Source organism: Rhizobium sp. FY34, from assembly GCF_005222845.1.
Classification (GTDB): domain Bacteria; phylum Pseudomonadota; class Alphaproteobacteria; order Rhizobiales; family Rhizobiaceae; genus Neorhizobium.
In genome coordinates, this window is record NZ_STFZ01000018.1 from 10,862 (window position 1) to 30,578 (window position 19,717).

General features: G+C 60.4%; 19 protein-coding genes and 1 pseudogene. 10 read left to right on the plus strand and 10 right to left on the minus strand.

The features are described from left to right. Nucleotides 1-11 precede the first annotated feature (11 nt). From E8M77_RS14330 to E8M77_RS14345, 4 genes are read left to right on the plus strand one after another with little or no spacing between them, the layout of a single operon-like run. The gene (locus tag E8M77_RS14330) at nt 12-1,001 is read left to right on the plus strand and encodes an ABC transporter permease (RefSeq protein ID WP_137131326.1); all 990 of its coding nucleotides are present in this window, start codon (nt 12-14) and stop codon (nt 999-1,001) included. After that, nucleotides 998-2,008: an ABC transporter permease gene (locus E8M77_RS14335; protein WP_137131327.1), complete on the plus strand. Its 1,011-nt coding sequence runs from the start codon at nt 998-1,000 to the stop codon at nt 2,006-2,008. Before E8M77_RS14330 ends, E8M77_RS14335 begins: the two co-directional genes overlap by 4 nt. Further along, nucleotides 2,005-2,325 (plus strand): L-rhamnose mutarotase, encoded by a 321-nt coding sequence (rhaM, locus tag E8M77_RS14340; RefSeq protein ID WP_137131328.1) that lies wholly within the window; start codon nt 2,005-2,007, stop codon nt 2,323-2,325. The genes E8M77_RS14335 and rhaM overlap by 4 nt, the downstream gene beginning before the upstream one ends. Then, nucleotides 2,322-3,704: an FGGY-family carbohydrate kinase gene (locus E8M77_RS14345; protein WP_137131329.1), complete on the plus strand. Its 1,383-nt coding sequence runs from the start codon at nt 2,322-2,324 to the stop codon at nt 3,702-3,704. Before rhaM ends, E8M77_RS14345 begins: the two co-directional genes overlap by 4 nt. A gap of 18 nt (nt 3,705-3,722) precedes the next feature. Here E8M77_RS14345 and iolG read toward each other — a convergent pair whose 3' ends face one another. Continuing rightward, entirely contained in the window at nt 3,723-4,712 is a 990-nt protein-coding gene (gene iolG / locus E8M77_RS14350; RefSeq protein ID WP_137131330.1) for an inositol 2-dehydrogenase, read from the minus strand. Between the two features lie 123 nt (nt 4,713-4,835). On the opposite strand from iolG, the gene E8M77_RS14355 reads away from it, so the two are divergent. From E8M77_RS14355 to iolB, 6 genes are all read left to right on the plus strand, one after another. Continuing rightward, nucleotides 4,836-5,651, plus strand: coding sequence for a MurR/RpiR family transcriptional regulator (locus E8M77_RS14355; RefSeq protein ID WP_137131331.1), 816 nt, complete (start codon nt 4,836-4,838; stop codon nt 5,649-5,651). A 119-nt stretch (nt 5,652-5,770) separates the two neighbouring features. Beyond that, nucleotides 5,771-7,693: a 5-dehydro-2-deoxygluconokinase gene (iolC, locus tag E8M77_RS14360; protein ID WP_137131332.1), complete on the plus strand. Its 1,923-nt coding sequence runs from the start codon at nt 5,771-5,773 to the stop codon at nt 7,691-7,693. Continuing rightward, entirely contained in the window at nt 7,690-9,510 is a 1,821-nt protein-coding gene (gene iolD, locus E8M77_RS14365; protein ID WP_137131333.1) for a 3D-(3,5/4)-trihydroxycyclohexane-1,2-dione acylhydrolase (decyclizing), read from the plus strand. Before iolC ends, iolD begins: the two co-directional genes overlap by 4 nt. Nucleotide 9,511: 1 nt before the next feature. Beyond that, the gene (iolE, locus tag E8M77_RS14370) at nt 9,512-10,405 is read left to right on the plus strand and encodes a myo-inosose-2 dehydratase (RefSeq protein ID WP_137131334.1); all 894 of its coding nucleotides are present in this window, start codon (nt 9,512-9,514) and stop codon (nt 10,403-10,405) included. Nucleotides 10,406-10,426: 21 nt separating this feature from the next. After that, entirely contained in the window at nt 10,427-10,675 is a 249-nt protein-coding gene (locus tag E8M77_RS14375; protein ID WP_137131335.1) for a hypothetical protein, read from the plus strand. Beyond that, a complete protein-coding gene (iolB, locus tag E8M77_RS14380) occupies nt 10,672-11,481 on the plus strand; it encodes a 5-deoxy-glucuronate isomerase (protein WP_137131336.1) in 810 nt (269 codons plus the stop codon). The genes E8M77_RS14375 and iolB overlap by 4 nt, the downstream gene beginning before the upstream one ends. Nucleotides 11,482-11,546: 65 nt before the next feature. Here iolB and E8M77_RS14385 read toward each other — a convergent pair whose 3' ends face one another. From E8M77_RS14385 to E8M77_RS14425, 9 genes and pseudogenes are all read right to left on the minus strand, one after another. Next, on the minus strand, nt 11,547-12,206 hold the full coding sequence (locus tag E8M77_RS14385) for a TetR/AcrR family transcriptional regulator (RefSeq protein ID WP_137131337.1): 660 nt from the start codon (nt 12,204-12,206) through the stop codon (nt 11,547-11,549). Nucleotides 12,207-12,336: 130 nt separating this feature from the next. Then, nucleotides 12,337-12,699, minus strand: a complete 363-nt coding sequence (locus E8M77_RS14390; RefSeq protein WP_137131338.1) for a hypothetical protein — start codon at nt 12,697-12,699, stop codon at nt 12,337-12,339. 86 nt (nt 12,700-12,785) lie between these two features. Beyond that, nucleotides 12,786-14,096 carry an L-fuconate dehydratase gene (locus tag E8M77_RS14395; RefSeq protein WP_137131339.1) on the minus strand — a complete coding sequence of 437 codons (1,311 nt, stop codon included), beginning with the start codon at nt 14,094-14,096 and terminating at the stop codon, nt 12,786-12,788. 35 nt (nt 14,097-14,131) lie between these two features. Beyond that, a complete protein-coding gene (locus tag E8M77_RS14400; RefSeq protein ID WP_137131340.1) occupies nt 14,132-14,977 on the minus strand; it encodes a fumarylacetoacetate hydrolase family protein in 846 nt (281 codons plus the stop codon). A 24-nt stretch (nt 14,978-15,001) separates the two neighbouring features. Beyond that, on the minus strand, nt 15,002-15,733 hold the full coding sequence (locus E8M77_RS14405; RefSeq protein WP_137131341.1) for an SDR family oxidoreductase: 732 nt from the start codon (nt 15,731-15,733) through the stop codon (nt 15,002-15,004). Nucleotides 15,734-15,854: 121 nt separating this feature from the next. Continuing rightward, entirely contained in the window at nt 15,855-16,862 is a 1,008-nt protein-coding gene (locus tag E8M77_RS14410; protein WP_137131342.1) for a zinc-binding alcohol dehydrogenase family protein, read from the minus strand. A gap of 4 nt (nt 16,863-16,866) precedes the next feature. After that, a pseudogene (locus E8M77_RS14415) lies at nt 16,867-17,685 on the minus strand (amidohydrolase family protein). Nucleotides 17,686-17,689: 4 nt separating this feature from the next. Next, nucleotides 17,690-18,703 carry an aldo/keto reductase gene (locus E8M77_RS14420; protein ID WP_137131343.1) on the minus strand — a complete coding sequence of 338 codons (1,014 nt, stop codon included), beginning with the start codon at nt 18,701-18,703 and terminating at the stop codon, nt 17,690-17,692. Nucleotides 18,704-18,766: 63 nt separating this feature from the next. Further along, the gene (locus tag E8M77_RS14425) at nt 18,767-19,714 is read right to left on the minus strand and encodes an ABC transporter substrate-binding protein (RefSeq protein ID WP_137131344.1); all 948 of its coding nucleotides are present in this window, start codon (nt 19,712-19,714) and stop codon (nt 18,767-18,769) included. Nucleotides 19,715-19,717: the final 3 nt, after the last annotated feature.

Sequence of the window (19,717 nt, forward strand, 5' to 3'; positions counted from 1 at the left end):
GAGTTTTCATCATGTCCAAGCTACTTAAAAATCGCGAATTGCTGCTGGCGGGGATCATCGCCCTGATGATTGCAGGCTTTGCCACCCGCGCGCCGGGCTTTGCAGCACCTGCCAATCTTGCCAATATTTTCAACGATACGTCGATCCTCATCATTCTGGCGCTCGCCCAGATGACGGTGATCCTGACGAAATCCATCGACCTTTCGGTGGCCGCCAATCTTGCCTTTACCGGCATGGCGGTGGCCATGACCAATGCCGCCTTTCCGGATCTGCCGCTTGTTGTGCTGATCGTGATGGCGCTCGGCATTGGCGTATTTTTAGGGGCCATCAACGGCTTTCTCGTGTGGATCCTGCAGATCCCGCCGATCGTGGTGACGCTTGGAACGCTCACCATCTATCGCGGCATGGCGTTTGTGCTGTCGGGCGGCAGCTGGGTGAATGCTCATCAGATGACGCCGAGTTTCCTCAACGTGCCGCGCTTTTCGCTGCTTGGTCTGCCGGTTCTCTCCTGGGTCGCCATTGCCGTGGTGCTTGCCATGATCTTTCTTCTGACCCGCACGCCATTTGGCCGCGCCGCCTATGCCAGCGGTGGCAATCCGGTCGCAGCCGTCTATGCCGGCATTGATATCGGCGCCACGCGGTTCTTTGCCTTCGTGCTGTCTGGCGCCATGGCCGGGCTTTGCAGCTATCTCTGGGTGTCACGCTATGCGGTGGCCTATGTCGATATCGCCAATGGCTTTGAACTGGATAGCGTAGCAGCCTGCGTCATCGGCGGCATTTCGATTGCCGGCGGCATCGGCTCGGTCATCGGCGCGGTGCTCGGCGCACTGTTTCTCGGCGTCATCAAGAATGCGCTGCCGGTGATCGGCATTTCACCCTTCGCCCAGATGGCGATTTCCGGCGTGGTGATCGTGCTGGCCGTTGTGTTCAACGCCCGCGCCGAAGCCCGCAAGGGCCGCATCATCCTGCGCAATCGCCAAACGACCGAGGTGCCGGCATGAGCGACAAGACCGTGAACCCCGCCCGCCGCGCGATCCCCGATCGGCTCGGCACGCCCCTGACCCGCAGTCTCGCCAGTTGGGAAGTGCTGCTGTTTGGCGTTGCCGTGTTGATCTTCATGGCCAATTCGCTGGCCTCGCCTTACTTTCTCGACGCCTGGAACCTCTCGGACGCGACATTCAACTTCACCGAAAAGGCGATGATTGCCTTTGCCATGGCGCTGTTGATCATTGCCGGTGAAATCGATCTCTCCGTGGCTGCCATTATCGCGCTTGCCTCGACGGCGATGGGGGCCGCTGCCCAGGCGGGTGTCGATACGCCCGGTCTGGTTGCCATCGGCATTGGCACCGGCCTTGCCTGCGGTGCCTTCAACGGTTTTCTGGTGGCAGGGTTGAAACTGCCCTCCATCGTGGTGACCATCGGCACGATGAGCCTGTTTCGCGGCATTTCCTATCTGGTGCTGGGCGACAAAGCCTATGGCGGCTATCCGGAAAGCTTTGCCTATTTCGGCCAGGGCTATCTGTTCTGGGTGTTTTCCTTCGAGTTCGGCCTGTTCCTGACCTGCGCTGCCTTGTTTGCGGTTCTGCTACATCGGACGAATTTTGGCCGGCAGGTCTTCGTCATTGGCAATAACGAGTTTGCCGCGCGCTTTTCCGGCGTGCCGGTGGAGCGGGTGAAGTTCATCCTGTTTCTCCTGACCGGGTTGATGAGCGGCATTGCGAGCGTCTGCCTCACCTCGCGGCTCGGTTCCACGCGGCCCTCCATCGCGCAAGGCTGGGAGCTGGAAGTGGTGACCATGGTCGTGCTCGGCGGTGTTTCCATTCTTGGCGGTTCCGGCACCATTCTCGGCGTGGTCATTGCCGCCTTCGTCATGGGCCTCGTCACCTTTGGCCTCGGGCTCCTCAACGTTCCGGGCATCGTGATGTCGATCTTCGTCGGCCTGCTGCTCATCATCACCATCGCGCTGCCCATTCTGGCGCGCCGCATCAAACAGGCGAGAAAATCATGACGCTTGAGAAACACGCCTTCAAGATGAAGCTCAATCCGGGCATGGAAGCTGAATATCTGAAGCGGCATGATGAGATCTGGCCGGAACTCATCGATCTTCTGCATCAGGCGGGTGTCAGTGATTATTCGATCCATCTCGATCGCGAGACGAATATCCTGTTTGGCGTTCTGACGCGTCCCAAGGATCACGGCATGGCAAGCCTGCCGGAACAGGCAGTGATGAAGCGCTGGTGGGCGCATATGGCCGATATTATGGAGACGAACCCGGATAATTCGCCCAAGGCGAGTGATCTCGTCACGGTGTTTCACCTGCCATGAGCACGCCGTCGCGCATTGCCGTTCTCGATATCGGCAAGACCAATGCCAAGCTGGTGCTGCTGGATTGCGCGACCGGTGAAGAGCTTGCTGTGCGCCGCATGGCCAACCGTGTTCTGGCCAGCCCGCCTTATCCGCATTACGATACCGATGCGCTGTGGGCCTTTGCACTTGATGCGCTCGCCGCCTTTGCCGTTGCCCCCGGATATGATGCGATATCCATCACCACGCATGGTGCCTCGGCCGTTTTGTTGGACGCGTCGGGTGATCTCGCCATGCCGGTGCTGGATTACGAGCATGCCTATCCAGCGGATATCCGAGAGGCCTATGCGGATCTTCGCCCGCCGTTTGCCGAAACCTTTTCTCCGGCTTTGTCCGGCGGGCTGAATGTCGGCGCGCAGATCCATTATCAGAAGACGGCGTTTCCCGAAGAATTCGAAAGCGTTCGGCACATTCTCACCTATCCGCAATACTGGGCCTACCTGCTGACCGGCGTGATGGCAAACGAGGTCACCTCGCTCGGCTGCCATACGGATCTCTGGAGACCGGCCACCGGCGACTATTCAAGCCTTGTCGACAGGCTTGCCATCCGGCCGCTGATGGCGCCCCTGCGCTCGGCTTTCGAGGTGCTGGGTCCGGTTTGCGCCGATATCGCTTCGCAGATAGGCCTCTCGAAATCGGTGCCGGTTCATTGCGGTATCCATGACAGCAATGCCTCGCTTCTGGCCCATCTGACAGATCGCGAGCCGCCGTTTGCCGTGGTCTCGACCGGCACCTGGGTCATCAATTTTGCCGTCGGCGGCGATCTGGACCATCTCGATCCGGACCGCGATACGCTTGCCAATGTCGATGCCTATGGCCGCGCCGTGCCATCCTCGCGCTTCATGGGCGGGCGGGAATTCGAGATGCTGGTGGCCGAGCTTGGACCGCTGGATATTGCGGCAGCGCTTGGCGCCATGCCGGATGTCATGGCCAGGGGCCTGATGCTCTTGCCGAACATCGCCTCCGGTTCCGGCCCCTATCCGGGGCAGATGCGCCAGTGGATTGCCGCAGACGAGGCAAGCGCGACGGATAAATGGGCGGCGGCCTGTCTCTATCTGGCGCTGATGACGCAGACCTGTCTGGATCTGATCGGTGCCAGGGGGCCGGTTCTGGTGGAAGGGCCGTTTGCCATCAATACGGCCTATCTGCAGGCTTTGCAGGCGCTGACCGGCCGTGAGGTTCTGGCGGTTGCCGGCTCGACGGGGACCGCGCAAGGCGCCGGATTGCTGGCCGGTGTCACGCTTGCCTCGGTATCGAGGGAAGTCGAAAGCCATCTGGATGGGGCGACAGTGCAAGCCTATGCGAAAGAGTGGCGGACAAGCGTGCGAGCCGCTCGTTAAGCGGCTCGCAGTGTTGCATCAAAGCGTGACGACCATGCCCGTAGTGGCGGATTTCAGCGCCGCATCGGCAAGCTTCAGTGCCAGAAGGCCGTCTTCTGCAGAGGGCGAAGGGGCCGTGCCCTTATCCAGGCAATCGATGAAGGCGGAGATTTCCGCCGCATAGGCCGCCGTGTAGCGCGTCATGAAGAAATCATGCAGCGGCGGGCGGGTATAGCCGTCCTTCGTCGCCACTTCGATGGAAACCGGGCGCTGGTTTTCAGCCGCAACCGAACCAAGCGAGCCATGCACTTCGATGCGCTGGTCGTAGCCATAGGTGGCGCGACGCGAGTTGGAGATGACGGCCTGGCGGCCGCTGGCAGTCGTCAGGATCAGGCTTGCGCTGTCGAAATCGCCGGCTTCGCCGATCTTCGGATCGACCAGAACGGCAGCGGATGCCATCACCGTCTTGATTTCTTCGCCGAGCAGATAACGCGCCATGTCAAAGTCATGGATCGTCATGTCGCGAAAAATGCCGCCGGAGACCTTGATATATTCGACCGGGGGAGCGCCCGGATCGCGGCTGGTGATCGTCACCATCTCGACCTTGCCGATGGTGCCCTTGTCGATTTCAGCGCGAACCGCCTGGAAATGTGGGTCAAAACGGCGGTTGAAGCCGAGCATAACCTTGGCGCCGGTTTCCTTCACCACATCGATGCAGGCCTGTGCGCGGGCGACATCCAGATCGATCGGCTTTTCGCAGAAGATCGCCTTGCCGGCGCGGGCGAATTTCTCGATCAGGTCCGCATGCGTATTGGTCGGCGTGCAGATGATGACTGCGTCCACGTCCTTGTTGGCCAGCACCGCCTCGATCGTGCTGACCTCGCAGCCCGCTTCGTCGGCAATCGCCTTTGCGGCTGCTTCCATGGCATCCACCACGGCCACCAGTTTTGCACGCGGGTCAGAGGCGATGGCCTTTGCATGCACCTTGCCGATACGTCCTGCCCCAAGCAGGGCCAATCTCGTCACCATGGGTTTCTCCTCCACTGAATGGCTGTGCGGCCCGCACTTAAGCTGGGGCCGAATTTGGAATTTCTGTTCCATTTTGCTAGAGTGTGGTCATATTCGTGTCAAGCGCAGAAAAGGGGTGATTGCATGGCAGAACCGGGGGCGCCCGCAAGTGTGAAGGAGTTTGAGGAGAGGCTCTTGGATGTCGCCCTCTCGCTTCCCAAACGGCTGAAGCAATGCGCCGATTACGTGGCTGCCAATATAGACCGGATTGCCGTCTCCACCGTGGCGGAAATGGCGGAAGCCGCCGGCGTGCAGCCGTCTGCCTTCATGCGCTTTTGCCAGATCATGGGATTTTCCGGCTATTCGGAAATGCAGCGGCTGTTTCGCGAGAGCTATGTCGGCGGCTGGCCGGATTATGCGACGCGGCTCGATCACCTGCGCGAAATGGGTGAAAACAGCGGACCCCGGCTTCTGGCAGAATTTGTCGATGCGGGGCGGGCCTCGCTGGAAAATCTTTTGAATACCGTTGACCCAACGGCGCTTGAACAGGCAGTCGAGGTGCTGGCCGGTGCCAATCTCATCCATATCATTGGTCTTCGCCGCTCGTTTCCGGTGGCAAGCTACCTGGCTTACGCATTTGAAAAGATGCAGGTACCGGCCATGCTGCACAGTGTCGCAGGCCGGCTCGACAGCACATCGGCCATCCGGCCCGGCGATGCGCTATTGGCGGTCACCTTCTCGCCCTATTCGGCTGAAACGCTGGATCTGGTGGAATTGGTGCGCGGTCGCGATGTGCCGGTTGTGGCGCTTACCGATGCTTCGGTGAACCCTCTGCGCAAGCTGGGGGCGGTGACGCTGACCGTGTCGGAAGTGGATTTCGGTGCCTTCCGCTCGCTCTCGGCCACGCTCTGTTTGGCCATTGCCCTGTCCACGGCAGTGGGTGCGCAGCGCAGAAGCTGAATATTCGTATTGAAAGCGTCAAAAATAGAATTTATAGTCCAAATATGAACGGCGGCTCGGGAGAGGCTGCTGAACGCGCCGAACCGGCGCCATTGCCATCTTGGCCAAGGGAGGGCCTCTTGAAGCCACTCGATCTGATTACCATCGGGCGTTCGTCCGTGGACCTCTATGGCGCCCAGGTGGGTGGCCGTCTGGAGGATATGTCCTCCTTCAACAAATATATCGGCGGCTCGCCGACGAATATTGCCGCAGGGGCTGCGCGCCTTGGCTTGAAGAGCGCGCTGATTACCCGCGTCGGGGCCGAGCATATGGGCCGCTTCATCCGCGAACAGCTGGTGCGCGAAGGCGTCGATGTGCGTGGCGTGGCGACCGATCCGGAACGGCTGACTGCGCTCGTGCTTCTCGGTATTCGAGATGAAAACCAGTTTCCGCTGATCTTCTACCGGGAAAACTGCGCGGACATGGCGCTGTGCGAAGACGATATCGATCCGGCTTTCGTGGCCGAAGCGCGCTGCGTCACCGTTACCGGCACGCATTTGTCGCATGCGCGCACGGAAGCCGCCGTGATGAAGGCGCTCAGGCTGGCGCGCGAAAATGGCGCGCAGACGGCGCTCGATATCGATTATCGCCCCAATCTCTGGGGTGTGGCGGGCCATGGTGACGGCGAAAGCCGTTTCGTTGAATCCGCCAAGGTGACCGCAAAGCTTCAGGGCACGCTGCATCTGTTTGATCTTATCGTCGGCACGGAAGAGGAATTCCACATTGCCGGCGGCTCCACCGATACGCTGGAAGCGCTGCGCGCCGTGCGCAAGGTGTCCAAGGCCGCTCTGGTATGCAAGCGCGGGCCTATGGGTGCTGCCGTGTTTGAGGGCGAGATCCCCGACAGCCTCGACAAGGGCCAGACGGGGCCGGGCTTTCCGATCGAAGTGTTCAACGTTCTGGGTGCCGGCGATGGTTTCATGGCCGGCCTGCTGAAAGGCTGGCTGACCGGTGAGGATTGGCCGACAACGCTGAAGTTCGCCAATGCCTGCGGTGCTTTTGCCGTGTCGCGCCATGGCTGCACGCCCGCTTACCCCAGCTGGGAAGAGCTGCAATATTTCTTCAAGACGGGCATCAAGAACAAGGCGCTGCGCAAGGATGCCGCACTCGAGCAGGTGCATTGGTCGACCAACCGCAAGGGTGACTGGTCGACCATGCGCGTCTTTGCTTTCGACCACCGCATGCAGCTGGAAGCGATGGCGGAAGAGGCGGGCGTGCCGGCGGACCGCATTGGCGCCTTCAAGACGCTCTGCCTTCAGGCGGCAACCACGGTGGCCGACGGGCAGGGCGGCTATGGCATTCTCTGCGATGGGCGTCTTGGCAAGGAAGCACTTTATGCCGCTGCCGGCACCGGTCTCTGGATTGGCCGTCCTGCCGAATGGCCGGGCTCCCGTCCGCTGACGTTGGAGCCGGAACTCGGCCTCGATTGCGGCGGGCTTGGCGAATGGGCTGCCGAGCACGTGGTCAAGGTGCTGTGCTTCTATCATCCCGATGATACGCCCGAGATGAAGAAGGACCAGGAAGATACGGTAAAGCGCCTGTTTGAGGCGGCGCGCCGTAACCGGCTGGAATTCCTGCTGGAGGTTATCCCCTCCAAGGTCGCTCCGGTGACTGACGAAACGACGGCGGCGATCATCGACCGTTTCTATGAGATCGGCGTTTATCCTGACTGGTGGAAGCTGGAGCCGATGAAGACGACGGCTGCCTGGGCCAATGCCTGCGCGGCTGTGGAGCGTCATGACGCCTATACGCGCGGCATCGTGGTTCTCGGTCTCGATGCGCCGCAGGCAGAGCTTGAGGAAAGCTTTGCGCTTGCGGCAGGCTTTGATCTGGTCAAAGGTTTCGCCGTCGGTCGCACGATCTTTGGCGATGCAGCCCGCAAATGGCTGGCCGGCAAGATCAGCGATCAGGACGCCATTGATGACATGGTGGCTCGCTACAAGAGCCTCTGCGCGATCTGGGATGGCGCGCGGGCCAAGGCCGCTCAGGGAGGACAGGCATGAAAACGATCCGTTTGACTGCAGCGCAAGCGCTTGTTCGCTATCTCGCCAACCAGCTGAACGAGGATGGCGTCCCCTATATCGCAGGCGTCTGGGCCATCTTCGGCCATGGCAATGTGGCTGGTATTGGTGAAGCGCTTTACGGTATCCGCGAGGAATTGCCGACCTTTCGCGGTCAGAATGAGCAGTCGATGGCGCATGCGGCGATTGCCTATGCCAAGCAGCTTGGCCGTCGGCGCGCCATGGCGGTGACCTCTTCGATTGGTCCTGGCGCCTTGAACATGGTGACGGCTGCAGCGCTCGCACATGTCAACCGTCTGCCGGTTCTCTTCATTCCGGGCGATGTGTTTGCCAATCGCGGCCCCGATCCGGTTCTCCAGCAGATCGAGGATTTCGGCGATGGCACCATCTCGGCCAATGATTGCTTCAAGCCGGTCAGCCGCTATTTCGATCGCATCATGCGCCCCGAGCAGCTGTTGACGGCATTGCCGCGCGCATTCCGCACACTGACCGACCCGGCCGATTGCGGTCCGGTAACGCTCGCCTTCTGCCAGGATGTGCAAGCCGAGGCTTACGATTACCCGGAAAGCTTTTTCGAGGCGAAGACCTGGCGCTTCCGTCGCCCCGAGCCGGATCTGGTGGAGTTCGACGCGGCTGTTGCGGCGCTAAAGGCCGCCAAAAACCCGGTGATTGTTGCCGGAGGCGGCGTGCATTTTTCTGGCGCCGCAGACACGCTGAAGGCCTTTGTAGAGAAGCACAAAATCCCGGTTGTCGAAACGCAGGCGGGCAAGTCGGCGCTCGCCTGGGATCACGCCTATAATTTCGGTCCGGTTGGTGTGACGGGCTGCGAAAGCGCCAATATCGTCTCGGAACAGGCGGATCTGGTCATCGGGATCGGTACGCGCTTTCAGGATTTCACCACCGGTTCCTGGGCGCTGTTCAAGAACCCGAACCGCAAGATCCTGGCGCTCAATGTGCAGGCTTATGACAGCGCCAAGCATGATGCCATTCCGCTGGTGGCCGACGCCAAGGTGGGGCTCGAGAAGCTATCTGCCGCACTTGGCGATCATGCCTTTGCGAGCCCGGATGCCGGCCTGAAGGCTAGCTGGTTTGAAAAGGCCGATGCGGTGACGGCGCCGCCGACGGATGCCAATACGCTGCCGACCGATATGCAGGTGATCGGTGCCGTGCAGCGCGCCTCGCGCGACAATACGGTCGTCATGTGCGCGGCGGGCACCATGCCGGGCGAATTGCACCAGCTGTGGAAGGCGAAGTTGCCGCTGTCCTACCACATGGAATACGGTTTCTCCTGCATGGGGTACGAGATCGCCGGCGGCCTTGGTATCAAGATGGCTGAGCCGGAGCGCGACGTGATCGTCATGGTCGGCGACGGTTCCTACATGATGATGAATTCGGAGCTGGCAACGGCGGTCGGCATGGGTGTGAAGATCACGCTCGTCATTACCGATAATCGCGGTTACGGCTGCATAAACCGGCTGCAGATGGGCACCGGCGGGGCGGAGTTCAACAATCTCTACGCCCATTCGAATGTGAGCCCGATCGGCATTGATTTTGCCGCCCATGCGGCATCGATGGGGGCACAATCGCACAAGGTTTCCTCGATTGCCGAGCTCGAGACGGCGCTCGATGCCGCCCGCGAGGCGACTGAGACGACCGTGATCGTCATCGATACCGACCCCTATCCGACAACCGGTGCCGGCGGGTACTGGTGGGATGTCGCGGTGCCGGAAGTCTCTGCAAGACAAGAAGTATTAAACGCCCGCGCCGCTTATGAGGCCGCGCTTAAGGAAAGACAGTAAGATGGTTCTGTTTGGCACCAATCCCATTGCCTGGTCTAACGATGATGACCGCACGCTCGGCGCCCATATCAGCCTGGAGCAGTGCCTGGACGAGACCGCAAAGATCGGTTTCGACGGCATCGAAAAGGGCCATAAGCTGCCCACCGATGCAGCTGGCCTGAAGTCGGTTCTCGAGCCGCGCGGTCTGAAATTCGTTTCTGGCTGGCATTCGCTGAACCTGCTGACCAACACGATCGAAGAGGAAAAGGCTGCCATGCAGCCTTTTCTCGACGTGCTGAAGGCCATGGGCTGCAAGGTCATCATCGTCTGCGAAACCTCCAATGCCATCCACGGTGCCGATGATACGGCGCTGGCAGATCGCCCGAAGCTTGCTGAAGCAGACTGGGCAAAGTTCGGTGCGGGCGTAGAAGCGCTGGCGGAATACTCGGCGGCTCAGGGGATTTCGCTCGTCTATCACCACCACATGGGAACAGTGGTCGAAAGCGAAGCGGAAATCGATCTTCTGATGCAGCACACCGGCCCACATGCCAAGCTGCTGCTGGATACCGGCCATTGCTATTTCGGTGGCGGCAATCCGGAAGCGGTCGCGAAAAAGTATATGGGCCGCGTCGGCCATATCCATGCCAAGAATGTGCGCCCGGTGATTGCCGATCAGGTGCGCAACGAACGGCTCTCCTTCCTCGAAGGCGTGCGCCGTGGCGTCTTCACCGTTCCGGGCGATGCCGAAGGTGGCGTTGATTTCCCGCCGGTTCTGAAAATTGCTGCCGAGCATGGTTATGAGGGCTGGATTGTCATCGAGGCCGAACAGGACCCGGATGCGCGCAATCCGTTCGAATATCAGAGCCTCGGCTTGAATTCGCTGAAGGGCTTCGCCAAGGATGCAGGTCTCATCTGATCCGTTCCGAAGGAAAAGCCGTTGAAGCTGCTCGATCCCACGCACCCGTTCTTCAAACCCCTCTGGGCACGCATCCTCACCGTGGTGCTGCCAGCACTCTGGGGCGGGGTGGAAGCCTATAACCAGTCGTGGGGTTGGGCGCTCATGTTCTTAGGCGCAGCTGCCTATGCGGCCTATGAATTGCTGATCATATACGATCGTTCGATCGCCAAAGCGGAAGCAGAAAAGGCGAAAGCCGCTGCCGCTCGCAAGGAAGGAAACGAGGAATGACCAATCTGCTACGCAAGCCATCCGGCACATCCGGCAAGGTGCATGACATCACGCCGGAAAGCGCCAATTGGGGCTATGTGGGCTTCGGCCTTTACCGGCTGAAGGCTGGCGAGACGGCCGCTGAGCCGACGGGCGAGACGGAAGTTATTCTGGTGCTTGTCGAGGGCAAGGCTGACATTTCCGGCGCGGGCAAGAGCTTCGGCGAACTTGGCGACCGCATGAGTGCGTTTGAAAAGAAGCCGCCGCATTGCGTCTATGTGCCGGCCGGAGCCGACTGGTCGGCGACCGCCACGACGGATTGCACGCTGGCCATCTGCACGGCCCCTGCCAAGCCCGGACGCGAAGCTGCCATCATCGGGCCTGCCGGTATCAACCTGACGGAGCGCGGCAAGGGTGCCAATACGCGTCACATCTTCCCGATTGCCATGGAAGACCGCGATGTCGCCGATAGCCTGCTGGTGACGGAAGTTTTCACGCCCTCGGGCAATTGGTCGTCCTATCCGCCGCACCGGCATGATGAGGATAATTTCCCGGACATGACCTATCTGGAAGAGACCTATTATCACCGGCTGAACCCGGCGCAGGGTTTCGGCTTCCAGCGCGTCTTCACCGAGGATGGTTCGCTGGATGAGACCATGGCAGTTTCCGACGGTGATCTCGTTCTGGTGCCTAAGGGGCATCATCCCTGCGGCGTGCCGCATGGCTATGAGATGTATTATCTGAACGTCATGGCGGGCCCCTTGCGCAAATGGCGCTTCCAGAACCACCCGGATCATGACTGGATCTATCAGCGCGATAATGCCTGACGCCTGATATCCGTCACACTTCGCCCGGCGGCCTTCCTGGTTCCGGGCGTACGTTTTTATGGTGTCTATCCGGGCTTATGCGGTGGCTTCTGCGTGCCGCGCACAAAGATCCCGATGGCCTGTTCCATGTGGCGCCGACGTTCTCCAAGGTCCTTCCAGCGCAAGGGTCCTGGGCCGCTGAACAGCAGGTCCATCAACATGCGGGCACCGTTCATCGGGTCCTCCAGCTGCAGGCGTCCTCGTTCCACCTGGCCGGCAAGCCATTCCGCCAGCTGCCGCTGCGATGTCTGCGGTCCTTCGCGGAAGAGGATTTCCGCCATATCCGGCAGCTGATGTGCCTCGCGCATAATGATATGAATGAAGGCGCTGCGTTCACGCTCCATGTCAGCATCGATGTCGATCATGAAAATGCTCGCGATGACATCGGCCAGGGGCGCATCCTCATCGGTAGGTCGCGGGAGATCCAGCATCATCTGCCGATGGGCTGCAACCACTGCGATGAACAGATCCGTCTTGCTGGGAAACAGCCGATAGAGCGTCTGTTTGGATATCTTGCAGCGGCTTGCCACGATATCCGTGGTAGTGCCGATCAGGCCCAGTTCGACAAAGGTGCGCCGGGCAGTCTCCAGAATGGAGCTGCGCCGGTCGCTGTCGCTGGCCGCTTTGGGACGGCCGCGCCCCCGTTTGGCGGGTGGGGCCGGTTCGCTGGATGTGTCTTGCGTCATCATATTTCGGCTAGGTTGTGCTTCTCGCCGACGATAGCGGAATGAGACGACCTAGTACAATTGCTGATGAGGAAATAGCGTCTTCTAAAGTGACGATACTATATTTCGTGCAAAGACGACCTGTAAACCATCACACATAGGCGGTTCGGTCGCCAAATTCGCTGTCCTCATCGAAATTCTTCGTTCCGATACGTTCGCTTTCTCCCGACATTTCGAGAGCCTCTTCCTGTCGTGCGGGTTCTGCCGGCTGGACTGCCGCAGTTTCCTGCTTGGCGGCTGCCGCCTTTGCCTGCTCGATCTGCTTTTGAAGGGCGGCGATCTGCACTTGCAACTCGTCCTGCTCCGCTTCGTCCTCGCTCTCGGCAAGCTTTGCCTGCTTGGCGGCAAGCTGGGATTCCAAGCTTGCCACATCCGATGTCGAAGACGAAGTGGATGTGGACGAGGATGTGCCACCTAAGAGCGTGGCGGCGGAACTGGATATGGCATCGACCATGGTGAAGCTTCCTTGTTGGAGAACACCACGAACGTTATTCGCCAGAAATGAACGCACTCCTAAATTTCTGTACTGATTCGTACTAATTATTGCAGCTTCTTTTCGCCGGTGCTGTTCTTCACCGGGGCGAAGGCGAATGCCTTCAGCGTCTCCTCCTTCATCTCGATGGAAAAGCCGGGTAGCGAGGGCGGCATATAGGCAGCGTCCCGGATCACGCAAGGATCAAGGAAATGCTCGTGCAGATGATCGACATATTCAATGACGCGGCCTTCCTTGGTGCCGGACACTGCCACATAATCGATCATCGACAGGTGCTGCACATATTCGCACAAGCCCACACCTCCGGCATGCGGCCAGACCGGCAGGTTGAACTTTGCGGCAATCAGCAGCACCGCCAGCACCTCGTTCAGCCCGCCCATGCGGCATGAATCGATCTGCACCACGTCGATGGCGCCTTCGGCGATGAACTGCTTGAACATGATGCGGTTCTGGCACATCTCGCCGGTTGCGACCTTCACCGGCGTGATCGCCTGGCGGATCTTGCGATGGCCGGCCACGTCGTCCGGGCTTGTCGGCTCCTCGATGAAGAAGGGGTTGCAGAAGGAAAGCTGCTTCACCCAGTCGATCGCCTGATCGACTTCCCAGACCTGGTTGGCATCGATCATCAGGTAGCGATCCGGGCCGATCACCTCGCGGGCTATGGTCAGGCGACGGATATCGTCTTCCAGATCGCGGCCAACCTTCATCTTCACATGGTTGAAACCGGCATCGATCGCCTCCTGGCAGAGGCGGCGCAGCTTGTCATCGTCATAGCCCAGCCAGCCGGCAGAGGTCGTGTAGCAGGCATAACCCTCGCGCTCGAGGATTGCGATGCGTTCCGCCTTGCCCGCCTCGGCCTTTTCAAGGATGGCCAGTGCCTCGTCGCGGGTCAGCACATCGGTAATGTAGCGGTAGTCAACGATATCGGCGATTTCTTCCGGCGAAATGTCGGCCACCAGCCGCCAGACGGGCTTGCCAGCCTGCTTGGCCAGAAGATCCCAGATGGCGTTGACGACGGCACCTGTCGCCAGATGCATGGCGCCTTTTTCCGGGCCGATCCAGCGCAACTGGCTGTCGCTCGTCAGATGCCGCCAGAATTTGCCCGGATGCGCCTTCACCACCGCAAGATCCGTTCCGACCACCAGATGCCGCATGGCGTGGATTGCCATGCAGCAGATGTCGTTACCACGGCCGATGGTAAAGGTCAGGCCGTGCCCGGCAAGACCGGGCACGTCGGTTTCCAGAATGACATAGGCTGCCGAATAATCCGGGTCCGGGTTCATCGCGTCTGAGCCATCAAGCGATTGCGAGGTTGGAAAACGCAGGTCGATGATGCGCATATCGGTGATTGTGGCCATGCTCGTATCTCCGGCAGGAATGTCAGTCAGAAAGATCAGGTATCGGCGCGGAAGGTCTGCTTCTGCGTGCCGAGCCCTTCTATGCCCAGTTCCACCACGTCGCCGGGCTTCAGGTAACGCTGCGGCTTCATACCCATGCCGACGCCGGGCGGCGTGCCGGTGGAGATGACATCGCCGGGATGCAGGCTCATGAACTGGCTGAGATAGGAGACGAGGAAGGCCACGCCATAGACCATGGTGGAGGTCGTGCCGTTCTGCATGGTCTGGCCGTTCACCTTCAGCCACATGGAGAGATTCTGCGGATCGGCGATCTCATCCTTCGTCACCAGCCAGGGGCCGATTGGGCCAAACGTGTCGCAGGACTTGCCCTTGGTCCACTGGCCGGACCGCTCCGTCTGGAAGGCGCGTTCGGACACGTCATGGGACACGCAGTAGCCGGCGACGTAATCGAGGGCGTCGGCTTCCGACACGTATTTTGCCGTCTTGCCGATGACGACGCCCAGTTCCACTTCCCAATCGGTCTTTTGCGAGCCGCGCGGGATCAGCACATCGTCATTCGGGCCAACGATGGCGGAGGTTGCCTTCATGAAGATCACCGGTTCGGGCGGAACGGCCATGCCGGATTCGGCGGCATGGTCGGAATAGTTGAGGCCGATGCAGATGAATTTACCGGTGCCGGCGACGCAGGCGCCCAAGCGCTCGGTGGCGGATACTTCCGGCAGGGCGGCCGTATCAAGCGCTGCGAGCTTGGAGAGATTGACCGGATCAAGCGCCAGGCCGGAGAGATCCGTCATATGGGCGGAGAGGTCGCGGATCGTGCCATTGGCATCGACGAGGGCGGGGCGTTCTGCGCCGGAGGCGCCGTAACGAAGCAGTTTCATGAGATTTCCTTCCCTGGATTTTGTTCAGATGGTCCAGCCGCCATCGATGGCGACAGCCTGGCCGGTGGTATAGGTTGCGCCGGCAAGATAGACGGCAAGGTCTGCGATTTCTTCCGGTGCGCCAAGCCGGCCGATCGGCTGGCGGGCGATGAAGGCGGCACGCGCCGCGTCATAATCGCCTTGCGCGCGTAGACGCTCCTGCAGCGAGGGGCTTTCCACCGTGCCGGGGCAAATCGCGTTGCAGCGGATGTTGTGGCCCACGTAATCAGCGGCAACCGCTTTGGTGAGGCCGATGACGGCCGCTTTCGAGACACCATAGGCAAAGCGGTTAGGCACGCCCTTGATGGAGGAGGCAACCGAGGACATGTTGATGATGGCGCCGTCGCGGCGTTCCATCATGCCCGGCAGCACGGCGCGAATGGTGCGGATCATCGCCTTCACATTGAGGTCGATGGCGAAATCCAGATCGCTGTCCTTCATCTCCAGCACCGAACCGCCATGCACGACGCCAGCGCAATTGAACAGTACATCCACCTGTCCGATGCCGGCCACGCAGGCCTGCACCGCCTCGGTATTCAACACGTCCAGCTTTTGTGTCTTGAGGTTCGCATGCCTCGGCAGTTCCGCCAAAGCCTGTTCGTTGATATCTGTGGCATAGACCAGTGCGCCAGCCTCTGCGAAAGCTATGGCGCTTGCCCGCCCGATGCCCTGGCCGGCAGCCGTGATCAGCACCGTCTTGCCTTGAAGATTAGCCATGTTCATTCCTCTCTAACGTCATGATCTGCTTGCCTGCCTTTCCATCCGCACGACTCATTGGCCGCGAATGGCCGCAGCCTTCAACCTCGCCAGTTTGATTGCAAGGCCAAGGCGACGGGTCTCAGACTTCCACCATGGCCTTCACGACACCGGCTGTCGGGTCAGTCAGGCCGGCAAATTTCTGCGGCACCTCGGACAGCGCCATGCGATGGGTGATCAGCGCATCCGGCACATGGCCGGCGCGCATGGCGTCCATCACATGCTCAAAATCGGCAAGCGTCGCGTTGCGGCTGCCGAGTAACGTGGTTTCCCGCTTGTGGAATTCCGGATCCGAAAAGCTGATATGGCTTGCCACGATCGACACCAGAACATAGGTGCCGGCATGGGCCACAAAGCCGAAGCCGCGCTCAATGGCTTTCGGGTTGCCGGTTGCATCAAACACGGCATCGAAGAAATTACCCTGGGTAATAGTGGACAGTTCCTCCACATCGCCTTCGCCCAGAAGCACGGTGGAGGTGATGCCCAGATGCTGGCGGGCGAAATCGAGGCGATCCTTGCGCCCATCGATCAGCGTGACCGAAGCTCCTTCCATCTTGGCAAACACGGCAACCGCAAGGCCGATCGGGCCAGCGCCGGCAATCAGCACGGTTTCGCCGACGCGTGTTCTGGCCCGTGCTACCGCATGGGCGCCAATGGCCAGAAACTCCACCATGGCCGCCTGATCGAGCGAAAGCCCCTCAGCCTTCACCAGAAATTCCGCTGGCACGCAGAGATATTCGGTCATGCCGCCATCGCGGTGAACGCCGAGCACGCCGATATTGCGGCAGCAATTGCTGCGGCCCTTCAGGCAGGCATTGCAGTGGCCGCAGGAAATATAGGGAATGACTGAAACAGTATCGCCAATCGCCAGATGGCTGCCGGGCGGTGCTTCTTCTACGGTTGCCGCCAGCTCGTGCCCCATGACCCGCGGATAGGAGAGATAGGGCTGGTTACCGGTGAAGATATGCAGGTCCGTGCCGCAGACGCCGATGCGCCGGATGCGCAGCAGCGCTTCGCCGGGACCGGGCTTCGGTTTTTCCCGCTCGATGGCAGAAAGCGTGCCGGGAGTATCGCAGATAATTGTCAGCATGGACTTACCCATTTAACCGGTAGAAGGATTGCGCATTGGCACCGAAGACGGCGGCGTGATGATCGTTCGGCACAATGTCGCGGCACTGATCGAACCAGCTGCGATAATCGCTGGCAAGCCGTATCACCGGCCAGTCACTGCCCCAGATCACGCCCCTTGCGCCAAACAGGCCAAGGATGGTCTCGGCATAGGGCCGCACGGCCTCACGCTTCTGGTCGCCCGCTTCGGTCAGCAGGCCCGACAGCTTGCACGACACATTGGGAAGGCTGGCCAGATCGGCCATGGCGGCGCGCCATTCGGTGAATTTGCCGTGGGCAATGTCGGGCTTGGCGCCGTGATCAATGACGATGCGCAGATCGGGCTGGCGTTCTGCAAAGGTAACGAGATGCGGAAGGTGTCTTGGAAAGACCAGCGCATCGAGGGCCAGGTCGGTTGCGATCATCGCTGCCACGGCCTCGTCCAGCGCCGGATCGGTGATCCATGCATCATCGGCCAGCCCCTGCAGCATGGGGCGCAGGCCCTTCAGCTTCGGATGCGCCGCAAGCCTTGCCACGGCCTTTGCCGCGTCCTTGGCTTTCAGGTCCGTCCAACCGACGACGCCCAGAATAACAGCGTGACGGTCGGCCAGATCCAGCATGAAACGGGTGTCGGCCTCGCTTTCCATGGTCTACACCAGAACGGTACCGGCAACGCCGCAGGCATCCAGCAGCGGCTTCAGGTCTTCCGGCATAAAATCGCGATGGATCGCCTCAAGCTCTGCCGGTGGCCATTCGCCCACCCGGTCTGCCAGCGTCCAGAAGTGCTGATGGGCATCGATCAGCATAAGATCAGGCTCCTTTACCCGGCAGGGGGGCACCCTCGGCAATCAGGCCCTTGTCCTTGAGGCGCGCCCAGAAGGAGGCCGGGATTTCCTCCTCGAACCAGCTGACATTGGCGGTGAGTTGCTCGGCATTGCGGGCGCCGGATACAATGGTCAGCACTGCCGGGTGGGCGAGCGGAAACTGAAGCGCTGCGGCCTGCAGGCTCACACCTTCCGCATCGCAGGCCTCCTGCAGAGCGGCCACTTTCGCCAGGATGTCTGCCGGAGCATCGGCATAGTTGAACTTGCGATTGCCGGCGAGAATGCCGGAATTGAACGGCCCGGCGATCACGATGCCGACGCCCTGTCTTGCGCAATCATTCATGAAGGCCAGGCTCTGTTGTTCGAGCAGCGTATAGCGCCCGGCCAGCATGCAGATGTCGATCTCAGCGACCCGCATGGCATCGGCAATGATCTCCCATTCATTGACGCCAAGCCCGATTGCCTTGGTCGAGCCTTCCTCGCGCAGCTTGACGAGCGCCCTAAAACCGCCGCCCTCGGTCAACTGGCTCCAGTAATGCGCGTGTTTTTCGCCATGCGTCATGGCTCCGATGTCGTGGACAAAGAGAATGTCCGGGGCCAGAAGCCCCAGCCGCTGCTGGCTTGCCTCAAACGAACGCATCACGCCGTCATAGGTATAGTCATAGACCGGGCGAAAGGGCAGAGGTGCCATGAAGCCGTCTGCTTCCATGCCCACGGAGGCATCCGGCGTCATGACGCGGCCAACCTTGGTGGAAATCGTATAGTCGTTGCGCGGCAGATCCGTCAGCATGGTGCCCATGCGCCGCTCGGCGCGGGTATAGCCATAGAAGGGCGCGCTATCGAAATAGCGGATGCCGCAATCCAGGGCGGTCTTGAAGGCAGTTTCGGATTCCGCGTAAGGGGTAACGCGGTAGAGATTGCCCATCTGCGCTGTGCCAAGGCCCATGCTGGTGAGTGCTACGCCGGTGCGGGCATGGGTGCAAAAATCTGCGGCCTTCATCATGTCATCCTTTGCCTTTTGGGGCGGACGCGCGAGATGTTCGCGCGTCCGGTTTTGCCAAACTCAGTAGAGAACGTTCTTGGCTTCCGGCTTGTCGATATTGTCCTTGGTGACGACAACGACGCCCGTATCGACGAACTTCTCGACCTTTTCCTTCTTGATCAGCTGCGACACGGTTTTCACGCCAAGTTCGCCCATCTGGAAGGAACCCTGCACGGCAATGGCGGCCAGCGTGCCGTCTTTGACGAATTCCTGCAGATCCTGGTTTCCGTCAAAGCCGACGGCGACAACCTTGCCCGCCTTGCCGGCCTGCTTGATGGCGCGGCCCATGCCGATTGCGGTCGGCTCATTGGCACCGAAAATGCCCTTGAGGTCGGCATTGGCGGCCAGAACGTCGGTCGTCTGGTTGAGCGCCGTTGCCATCTGCGACTGCGAATAATAAGGGCCGACGATGGACAGCTTGGAATTCGCCTTGATATAATCGGTGAAGCCGCCGACACGGCCGATTTCCGAGCCGGCACCTGCCACATAGGACATCACGGCGATCTTGCCTTCGGTGCCGACCTTTGCAATCAGCGCCTTGGCGGCCAGTTCGCCTGCCTTGCGGTTATCGGTGGCGAGGAAGGATTGGTAATATTGCTCGGCGCCCTTGGAGAGCATCGAGTCGATGATGACGACCGGAATGCGGGCTTCCCAGGCCTTCTTCACCGCCGGGATCAGCGCATCCGGATCGGATGGGGCCAGAACAATGCCGGCCACGCCGCGATTGATGGCATTTTCCACCATGTTGACCTGATCGGCGATGGCGGATTCGGCAGCCGGACCCTGAAAGGTCATGGTATTGCCGGACCCCGCCTGCTTCATGGCGGCATCGGCGCCCTTCTGCACGTTCTGCCAGAAGGTCGAGTTGACAGTCTTGACGATGACGGCGATTTCCGCGGCCTGGGCGCCAACCGATGCGGCGCAGACCATGAATGCCGATGTCAGCAATGCTTTAGCCAGTTTATGCATGTT